Origin of the sequence: Streptomyces sp. NPDC051109 (assembly GCF_044455885.1) — a bacterium.
Taxonomy (GTDB): domain Bacteria; phylum Actinomycetota; class Actinomycetes; order Streptomycetales; family Streptomycetaceae; genus Streptomyces.
Map to the genome: position 1 here is coordinate 410,152 of NZ_JBITFF010000004.1, position 9,220 is coordinate 419,371.

The window sequence follows — 9,220 nt, forward strand, 5'->3', positions numbered from 1 at the left end:
GGCCCGGATGCTGGACACGGGACCCGTGAGGGCCCGGACTGGGGCGCCGGTCAGGCGGCCGGCTCGGAGACCTTGCCGGCCTTGTTGAAGGCGGCTCCGGCCGGGTTCCGCTTCTTGAGCACCAGGTACGAGACGCCCAGGATCAGGCCCCACAGCGGCGCGCAGTAGAGCGAGACGCGGGAGTCCTTGTCGATGCCCATCATCACGATGACCATGCCGATGAAGAGCAGGGCGAACCAGCTGCTCCACGGGGCGCCGGGGGCCCGGAACGGGGACTGCGGCAGCTCGCCCCGGTCGGCCTTGGCGCGGTAGCGGATCTGGCAGACGAGGATCATGATCCAGGCCCACATGCCGGAGATGGTGGCGAAGGAGACGACGTAGTCGAAGGCCTTGCCCGGGGCGACGTAGTTGATCCAGACGCCCACCAGCATCAGCGCGGCGGAGAAGGTGGTGCCCACGAGCGGGGTGCCGCTCTTGGTCAGCTTGGTGAAGAACTTCGGGCCCTGGCCGTTGAGCGCGAGGTCGCGCAGCATGCGGCCGGTGGAGTACATGCCCGAGTTGCAGGAGGAGAGCGCGGCGGTCAGCACGACGAAGTTGACGATCGCGGCGCCGACGCCGAGGCCCATCTTCTCGAAGGCCAGCACGAACGGGCTCTCGCCCGCCTTGAAGTTGGACCACGGGATGACCGACATGATCATGATGAGCGCGCCGACGTAGAAGACGGCGATGCGCCACGGCACGGTGTTGATGGCCTTGGGCAGCGTCTTCTCGGGGTCCTTGGACTCGCCGGCGGTGACGCCGACCAGCTCGACCGCGAGGAAGGCGAACATGACGATCTGCAGCGTCATCAGCGTCTCGCCGATGCCGTTCGGGAAGAAGCCGCGGTCGCTCCAGAGGTTGGAGACGGAGGCGGTCGCGGCGGCGTCGGAGAAGCCGATCGTGAGGATGCCGGCGCAGATCAGGATCATGCCGACGATGGCGGTGACCTTGACCATGGAGAACCAGAACTCCAGCTCGCCGAAGAGCTTCACGGAGATCAGGTTGGCGGCGTAGAGGATGACCGTGAAGATCAGCGCGTAGGCCCACTGCGGGAAGCTGTCGTGGGTCCAGTACGACATGTACTTGGCCGCCGCGGTCACCTCGGTGATGCCGGTGACCACCCAGAAGAGCCAGTACGTCCAACCGGTCGCGTACCCCCAGAAGGGGCCGAGGAACTCCCGGGCGTAGTCCGAGAAGGAGCCCGAGACGGGGCGGTACATCAGCAGCTCGCCGAGGGCGCGCATGATGAAGAAGATGACCAGGCCCGCGATGGCGTAGGCCAGGATCAGGCTCGGTCCGGCCTTCGAGATCGCCTTGCCGGCGCCCAGGAAGAGGCCGGTGCCGATGGCTCCGCCGATCGCGATCATCTGGATCTGGCGGGCTCCGAGTGCGCGGTGGTATCCCTCGCCACCCTCGGCCGCGGCGCCCTCGCCGGGCGTCTTGTCGTGCTGCTCGACCTGCACAGAGGTCATGTCTTGGTGCGCCTTTCTCCACGCCGACCCGCGCCTTTCAAGGCAGCGGATCGGGTCCTCGATCCCCCCGGATACGGATGGAGTTGCACCCGGCGGTCAGCCGGTTCAAGCGGGCCGGGGGACATGGGTGGCGTCCCGTCGGCGGTCGTGAAGATCTATCACGGGCCCACGGGTGTCGGAGGCGCGGAAAAGTGACCTGGATCACCATGAATTCGGGACACAGGTCCTGAAACGCATCAGATCACCGCATCGCGGTGATCTGATCGTTATCCGGATTTGAGCGTCCGCTGAGCGAACGGTGTTCGTTCCGGCGGAATTCTCAGAGCGTTTCGATGAGCGTCTCCTGGAGGCCGCCGAGCCACAGGTACGCCATCACCATCGGCTTGCGCGGATCGTCGTCCGGAAGCCGGAAGAGCATCGCGCTCTCGTCGTCCTCGGTGATGTCGAGCCGGGCCGCGATGGTCAGGCGCAGGTCGTTGAGCGCGCCCAGCCAGCGCAGCGGGAGCTCTCCGGTGAGCTCCAGCACCGCCGGCTCGTCGCCGCCGGGCGTGAGCCCGTCCAGGCTCCGTACGACGGCCAGCGCGTCCTCCCGCTTGCGGGCGCGCAGGTCGTTCTCGGTGAACCGGCGGAACTCCGCCGACCGGGCGGCCAGCTCGGCCGGGTCGACGGCCTGGTCCTCGGAGCCGGGGCCGCCGTAGGCATCGGGGAAGAGCCGGATCAGCGCGGGGTCGGAGGGCCGCTCGGTGGGCCCCTGGTTTCCCTCGGCGAACAGCACGGCCAGCGGGTCGGCGTCCTCCTCGGGCTCGGGCGCGCCCGGTCCGACCAGTTCCAGCAGCTGCACGGCCAGCGAGCGCAGGATGGAGATCTCGATCTCGTCCAGCGCGATGGCGGCGCCGCCGCCCTTCAGGGCTTCGAACATCCCGGCGGAGCGCCCCATCAGAAGCGGTCCTGGGAGAGGGTCGCCCACAGGCCGTAGCCGTGCATGGCCTGCACGTCGCGCTCCATTTCCTCGCGGCTGCCGCTGGACACGACCGCCCGCCCCTTGTGGTGGACGTCGAGCATCAGCTTGTGCGCCTTGTCCTTCGAATAGCCGAAGTACGCCTGGAACACGTACGTCACGTAGCTCATGAGGTTGACCGGGTCGTTGTGCACCAGGGTCACCCAGGGAACGTCGGGTTCTGGGACCGCGAAGGTCTCTTCGGCCGACTCGGTGCGTTCGATCTCAATGGGAGCAACACTCACTTGTCCCATGCTGCCACTGTGACCGGCCGGTCGCACAAACGGGTCCCGAGATCTCGTCACTTTGACGAAATGTGCGCTAGCATCCGAGGCATGAACCCTGCGGACCTGGGCCTGCCGGTGGACGTGCCGTCGACAGCGCTCTTCACGGATCATTACGAGCTCACGATGCTGCAGGCCGCCCTGGCGAACGGCACCGCCGACCGCCGGTCGGTCTTCGAGGTCTTCACCCGGCGGCTGCCCGAGGGGCGCCGCTACGGGGTGGTGGCGGGCACCGGCCGCGTCCTGGACGCGGTGGAGAACTTCCGCTTCGACGCGGCCGTGCTGGAGTTCCTGCGCGAGCGGGCCGTCGTCGACATGCGGACGCTGGACTGGCTGTCCTCGTACCGCTTCTCGGGCGACATCTGGGGCTATCCGGAGGGCGAGGTCTACTTCCCCGGCTCGCCGCTCCTGCGCGTCGAGGGCAGCTTCGCCGAGTGCGTGCTGCTGGAGACGGTGATCCTGTCGATCCTCAACCACGACTCGGCGATCGCGGCCGCGGCCTCCCGGATGGCCTCGGCGGCCGGCGGGCGGCCGCTGATCGAGATGGGCGCGCGGCGCACGCACGAGCTGGCCGCGGTGGCCGCCTCGCGGGCCGCGTACGTCGGCGGCTTCACCTCCACCTCGGACCTGGCGGCCGGCTTCCGGTACGGGATCCCGACGGTCGGGACGTCGGCGCACGCCTTCACGCTGGTGCACGACACCGAGCGGGACGCCTTCCAGACCCAGGTGGCCTCACTGGGCAGCGGGACCACGCTGCTGGTGGACACCTACGACGTGGCGGAGGCCGTGCGCACGGCCGTCGAGGTCGCCGGTACGGGGCTGGGGGCGGTCCGGATCGACTCCGGCGACCTGCTGCTCGTCGCGCACCGGGTGCGCCAGCAGCTCGACGAGCTGGGGGCGACGGGGACGCGGATCGTGGTGACCTCGGACCTGGACGAGTACGCGATCGCCTCGCTGGCGGCGGCTCCGGTGGACGCGTACGGGGTCGGCACGCAGCTCGTGACGGGCAGCGGGCACCCCACGTGCTCGATGGTCTACAAGCTGGTGGCGCGGTCCGCGTCGGCGGACCCGAAGGCGCCGCTGGTGCCGGTGGCGAAGAAGTCCACGGGCGGGAAGACCTCGATCGGCGGCCGCAAGTGGGCGGCGCGGCGGACCGACGCGGAGGGGGTCGCGGAGGCGGAGGTGGTCGGGACCGGCGCGGTGCCGGCGGCGCTCGCGGACAGCCAGCTCCTGGTCCAGCTGGTGAAGGCGGGCGAGGTGGTGGCCCGCGAGCCCTTGGAGGCGGCCCGCGACCGCCACCGCGAGGCCCGTGCCGGCCTCCCGCTCTCGGCGACGCAGCTCTCGCGAGGCGAGCCGGTCATCCCGACCGAGTACGCCTAGGGGCGCCCGGTTTCGGGAAGGGGCGGGGCGGGGGAAGAGCCCGCGCAGCGGCAGACACGACAACCGAAGGACACGCGACATGCACCGCGCACTGATCGTCGTCGACGTACAGAACGACTTCTGCGAAGGCGGCAGCCTCGCGGTCACCGGCGGGGCCGATGTCGCCGCCGCGATCACCGAGCTGATCGGCCAGGCCACGGCCGGCTACCGGCACGTGGTCGCCACCCGCGACCACCACGTCGACCCCGGGTCGCACTTCGCGCACCCCCCGGCCGAGCCGGACTACGAGACCTCCTGGCCGGTCCACTGCGTCGCCGGAACCGAGGGCGTCGGGTTCCACCCGAACTTCGCCCCCGCCGTCGCCTCCGGCGCCGTGGCCGCAGTCTTCGACAAGGGCGCCTACGAGGCCGCGTACAGCGGTTTCGAGGGCGCCGACGAGAACGGCGTCCCGCTCGCGCAGTGGCTGCGCGAGCGGCAGGTCACCGAGGTCGACGTCGTCGGGATCGCCACCGACCACTGCGTGCGGGCCACGGCCCTCGACGCCGCCCGCGCCGGCTTCGCCACCCGCGTGCTGCTGGACCTGACGGCCGCCGTCGCCCCGCACACGGCTGCACGGGCGGTCGAGGAGCTCCGCTCGGCCGGCGTCGGGCTGACCGGCGAGAGCCCCCGCCAGGGGGCCTAGTGCCCCAGCAGGGCGCGGATCGGGTGCCAGAGCTCCTGCGCCCGGTCCGGGGCGCCCCGCCACAGCAGGCCGTCCGGGTGGTGCAGGACGGCCGTGACCTCGTCCGGGGTCGGCGGCTGGGCGTTGCCGCGCAGGTACACGGCCCGCATACCGAGGTTCCGCAGCCTGGTCAGGGCGCGGGCCCGGTTCGCGGCGTGCACCAGGACGCGGACGTTCCCGCCCTCGCCGCAGGGCCGCGGCAGCGTGAGTGCGACCACCACGCTGCCGCCTGGCAATCTGACGAAACCTCCACCGGGCATGATCTTCAGCTCCCCCGTCAATAAGAAAAACTCGCACCCGCATCTAAACGCGATCGGCCGCCGCCCGCTAGGGGGCGACGGCCGATCATGCTTTGACCTGCAGGTTTGCCGAATTACTTGGCGGCGGGGCCGACCTCGACCGTCATCTGGAGACCGTCGTAGGGCTCCTTCACGATCTTGATCTTGGTGTTGGTGTCAGCGACCTTCACCGAACCGGTCGGGTTCTCGTCGTAGTAGTACTTGCCCTTGTGGTCGTCGAAGACCAGGTTCGCGGGCTTCGGCTTCAGGAACAGCGACTCACCGTTCTTGTGCAGGGTGAACGCGTCCGTCGAGTACGCGCTGAAGGTCGCGTCGTACGGCTGGATCTTGTTGCGCAGCAGGGTGCCGTCCGACCACTTCATCGGCTTGGCGTTGGCGTCGATCGGGAGGATCAGACCCGAGCCCGGGTGCTGGCTGGTGTTGTTGTCCTTCTGGGACTTGTCCCACAGCCAGATCAGCAGGCCGTCCTGGTACGGGTAGTGCTCGACCCAGCCCGGCTTGGAGTTGGCCCAGCCGAAGTTGTACGGGCCCACCTTGAGGGTGGAGTCGTACGAGACGTAGCGGCGGTTCTCCGCGATGTAGTACTGCGGGTACTCCTTGGTGAACCCGGAGCCCTGGCGGGAGAAGCCCTTGGCGGTCCAGCCGTTGTCGCCGTTCTCGGCGCCGTCGGTGAACAGGGTCTGGCCGTCCGCGGTGATCGCGAGGGCGTCGGCGGTGAAGCCCTTGCCGCCCGCGCCGCCGTCCGTCTGGTAGCGGAAGCGGAGGTCGATCTTCTTGCCGGCGTAGGCGTCGAGCGGGAACTTCAGGTCCTGCCAGCCGCCCGAGACGTCGGTCAGACCGGCGTTGCCCGCGGCGTCGGCCGGGATGGCCTTGCCGCCCGCGGTGCCGTTCAGGACGGTCCAGGTGGCGCCGCCGTCGGTGGACACCTCGGTGTAGAGGTAGTCGTAGTCCTTCTCGATGTCCCACCAGCCCTTGAGGGACAGTGCGGCGGAGGACTTGCCGGTCAGGTCGACCGAGCGGGTGAGGGTGTTCTTGAGGTCGTCACCCATGTTGCTCCACCACTGCGAGGAGCCCTCGGCGGGAGCGACGATGTCGGTCTTGACCTGCTTCTTCGGCAGCTCGACGACCAGCGCCTGCTTGTCCTTGGTGTTGTACTCCGACACACCCAGCTTGTGGGTGGACTTCGTCGCGGCCTTGGCCGTGTCGTAGTTCAGCCAGCCCAGCTGGAGCTTGTCCCAGGCGGTCATGTCGCCCGGCATGTCGCCTATGGAGTCCTTGCCCTCGCCGAGCCAGGAGCCGGCGGACATCAGGGACCAGAAACCGACCGAGTTCTCGCCGCCACCGGAGGTGTCGTAGAGGTCCGGCAGACCGAGGTCGTGGCCGTACTCGTGCGCGAAGACGCCGAGGCCGCCGTTCTCCGGCTGCATCGTGTAGTCGCCGACCCAGATGCCGGTGTCGCCGATCTGCGTGCCGCCGGCCTTGTTGTTCGCCGGGCCGGTCTTGCCCGCGTCGGTGCCGTAGGCGTACCAGCGGTGCGCCCACAGGGCGTTGGTGCCCTGCACGCCGCCGCCGGCCGACTCGTCCTCGCCCGCGTGGACGATCTGGAAGTGGTCGATGTAGCCGTCGGGCTCGTTGAAGTTGCCGTCGCCGTCGAAGTCGTTGCGGTCCCACTGGTCGTACTGGGCCAGCGTGGCCTTGATCTCGGCGTCGGTCTTGCCGGCCTTCTTCTGGCCGTCCACCCACGCGTTGACACCGTCGCGGACGGTGTCCCACACGTTGGCGCAGTTGGTCTGGCCGCAGTAGTTCGAGCCGTAACGGGCCTCGTTGTTCGGGATCTTGACCCAGTCGGCGACCTGGCCGTCGACCGAGTAGCGACCCGAGGAGGTCTTCTCGTAGTAGGTCTTCAGCGAGTCCTTGCCCTGGCCGGTACCGAAGTACAGGTCCTGGAAGTAGTCGCGGCTGAAGTCCTTGCGCCAGGCGGTGCTGTTGTTGTCCTTGCGGTCCGGCTGCGCGATGGTGTTGTGCAGCGGACCGGGGGTGCCGCCGTACTTCGGAACCGCCGGCTTGGGGCCGTCGGGACCGTCCGGGTCGAACATGGTCGTGTTGTCGACCTGGTCGCCGAACTCGACGAGGATCGTGAAGATCTTGTCGGTCTTCTCGCGGCCGAGCTCGACGTACTTCTTGTCGTCGAGCTTGACGACCTTGGAAGCGCCGCGCTGCTCCACGGTCTTCTTGCCGGACAGGACCTGGTCCAGGGCGGCTTCGCGCGCCTGGGCCTGCTGGTCGCTGAACGGGCCCTTCAGGTTGTGCTGGACCGCCTCCTTCGAGGCGGCGGTCGGGTCCTGCCGGTTCGAGGCGGGCGCGGTCGACGGCGCCTCGGAAGCCTGGGCAGTGACGAGGAAGGCGCCGGAAGCCGCGGTGGCGGCCAGGGTCACACCGACGGCTGCGGCGCGCAGCGCTCGTCTGCGAGCGGAATTGCTGGTCACTTGATGTCGTTCCCCTCCCGCGGCCGCGACACAGGTCGGAACATCTCCGTTGGAGTGGGGGGTTCCGCGCGGCGCGCGTCTCAAGTGACGACATTTGACCGGAGAGTCGAGGGAAAAGACAGACCTTGACTTGTTCCTTACAACTGCACTATGCGGTCAGGGAGTTCCGGTATACGGACGTTCCTCTGCCAGATGGGACGAAGGCCGCGTCCCGACCCCCGCCGTGTGACGGCGAATGATCCCGTACGCCCCCCGTGCGCCGGGCACCGTGGGTTAGGTCACGCTTACTGGCGGTTCCGCTCGGGAATCCCCCGACGTAGAGTCGCCTGACGCGCGACCTAGTTGAGCAGACTCCCCCTCCCCGCCTTGAGGACGGATACCGCCATGCCGCGTCCGACCGCCGCCCAGTTGTTCTACGGGTCCGCCACCGTCGTCGTGTCGACCATCGCCATGCTGCTGCTCTCGCAGACGAGCACGGGGGGCGGGATCGCCGTCATCACCACCGCCGCACTGGCCCTCGGACTGCTCGTCGCGCTCACCGCGGCCAGCCCCCGACGGCGCGGCCGGCACGCGGCTCCGGCCGGGGCGGCCCGGACCGCCGCCCACACCCCCCGCGTTTCCCCCGGTGTTACCGAAATCACGCCCGGAATCGCACCTTCCGCGCGCGGGAGCGCCCCCGAGCCGGCCCCCGCGGACGCGGCGGCGGCCGCCCGGGTGTCTGAGCCCCGGACGGCCGCCGTCGAACAGCCGGTGCACCACTGAGCCGTACGCGATCCTGCCGTACGGCGGTGCGATCCACCGTTATGCGCTGACCACCACGGTCTTCCCCGCCTTGTCGTGAAGGCCCTGCTTGTACGGCTTGTCCACGAGGATCGACACGATCAGCACGATCTCCCACAGGCAGGGGCAGCAGAGGAGCGCCGGCAGCCAGAGCACGGCGGCTCGGCCGAGCGAGGCGCCCGACTGCGGGACGCTGCCGTCGTTGAGCATGGCGACGCGCAGCCCGAGGGCCCTCTTGCCGATGGTCCTGCCGTCCTTCTTGGTGAACCACCAGTCGTAGCCGACGAACAGGACGATCGAGATCAGCGTCATCGCCAGGCCGCTGCCGCTGTACGACTTGGTGAAGACCTCGCTGACGTCCTCGCCCTTGTTCGTCTCGACCGTGTACCGGTTCGTGCCGAACGCCAGCTGGATGAGGAACACCGGCACGAGCACGATGACCACGTCGATGATGCGGGCCCCGAGCCGCTTGCCGAAGTCGGCCAGCGGGGGCATGCCGGCGAGCGGGTCGGGCATGCCGTAGCCGCCGCTCCCGCCGTACGGGTCTCCGGGCGGCGGGGGTGGCGGCGGGGGCGGGTACCCGCCGCCGCCGCCCGCACCGCCGTACGGGCCGCCCGGCGGCGGGGGCGGCGGGCCGCCCGGCGGCCGGTCGTACGGCGAACCGCCCGACGGAGGCGTCGGTTCCTGGGGCTTCTTGAGGAACGGGTCGTCCTCGGGCGGCTGGCCCGGCGGCGGCTGATCGGTACTCATGGCCCGAGTCGA

9 protein-coding genes are annotated in these 9,220 nt (G+C 69.5%); 3 read left to right on the top strand and 6 right to left on the bottom strand.

The features are described from left to right. Nucleotides 1–50: 50 nt before the first annotated feature. The 3 genes from ACIBAD_RS10695 to clpS all read right to left on the bottom strand — a co-directional run bounded on the left by ACIBAD_RS10695 (nt 51) and on the right by clpS (nt 2,762). Nucleotides 51–1,511: an amino acid permease gene (locus tag ACIBAD_RS10695; protein WP_398905822.1), complete on the bottom strand. Its 1,461-nt coding sequence runs from the start codon at nt 1,509–1,511 to the stop codon at nt 51–53. Between the two features lie 319 nt (nt 1,512–1,830). Beyond that, nucleotides 1,831–2,448, bottom strand: coding sequence for a DUF2017 domain-containing protein (locus ACIBAD_RS10700; protein WP_134075649.1), 618 nt, complete (start codon nt 2,446–2,448; stop codon nt 1,831–1,833). Next, the gene (gene clpS / locus ACIBAD_RS10705; protein ID WP_078622182.1) at nt 2,448–2,762 is read right to left on the bottom strand and encodes an ATP-dependent Clp protease adapter ClpS; all 315 of its coding nucleotides are present in this window, start codon (nt 2,760–2,762) and stop codon (nt 2,448–2,450) included. Before clpS ends, ACIBAD_RS10700 begins: the two co-directional genes overlap by 1 nt. An 81-nt stretch (nt 2,763–2,843) precedes the next feature. Here clpS and ACIBAD_RS10710 point away from each other — a divergent pair, with 81 nt between their 5' ends. Beyond that, nucleotides 2,844–4,172, top strand: coding sequence for a nicotinate phosphoribosyltransferase (locus ACIBAD_RS10710; RefSeq protein ID WP_398905824.1), 1,329 nt, complete (start codon nt 2,844–2,846; stop codon nt 4,170–4,172). 79 nt (nt 4,173–4,251) lie between these two features. Next, on the top strand, nt 4,252–4,854 hold the full coding sequence (locus tag ACIBAD_RS10715) for an isochorismatase family protein (protein WP_134075651.1): 603 nt from the start codon (nt 4,252–4,254) through the stop codon (nt 4,852–4,854). Here the strand turns inward: ACIBAD_RS10715 and ACIBAD_RS10720 are convergent. Then, nucleotides 4,851–5,153 (bottom strand): hypothetical protein, encoded by a 303-nt coding sequence (locus tag ACIBAD_RS10720; RefSeq protein WP_030158646.1) that lies wholly within the window; start codon nt 5,151–5,153, stop codon nt 4,851–4,853. The two genes, ACIBAD_RS10715 and ACIBAD_RS10720, sit on opposite strands and share 4 nt — an antisense overlap. 113 nt (nt 5,154–5,266) lie before the next feature. Beyond that, entirely contained in the window at nt 5,267–7,678 is a 2,412-nt protein-coding gene (locus tag ACIBAD_RS10725; protein WP_208329154.1) for an immune inhibitor A domain-containing protein, read from the bottom strand. Between the two features lie 384 nt (nt 7,679–8,062). On the opposite strand from ACIBAD_RS10725, the gene ACIBAD_RS10730 reads away from it, so the two are divergent. Further along, nucleotides 8,063–8,440 carry a hypothetical protein gene (locus ACIBAD_RS10730; RefSeq protein WP_398905828.1) on the top strand — a complete coding sequence of 126 codons (378 nt, stop codon included), beginning with the start codon at nt 8,063–8,065 and terminating at the stop codon, nt 8,438–8,440. Nucleotides 8,441–8,479: 39 nt separating this feature from the next. On the opposite strand, the gene ACIBAD_RS10735 is transcribed toward ACIBAD_RS10730, so the two are convergent. Continuing rightward, complete coding sequence (locus ACIBAD_RS10735) at nt 8,480–9,208, bottom strand: RDD family protein (protein WP_134075652.1); 729 nt, start codon at nt 9,206–9,208, stop codon at nt 8,480–8,482. Nucleotides 9,209–9,220 lie beyond the last annotated feature (12 nt).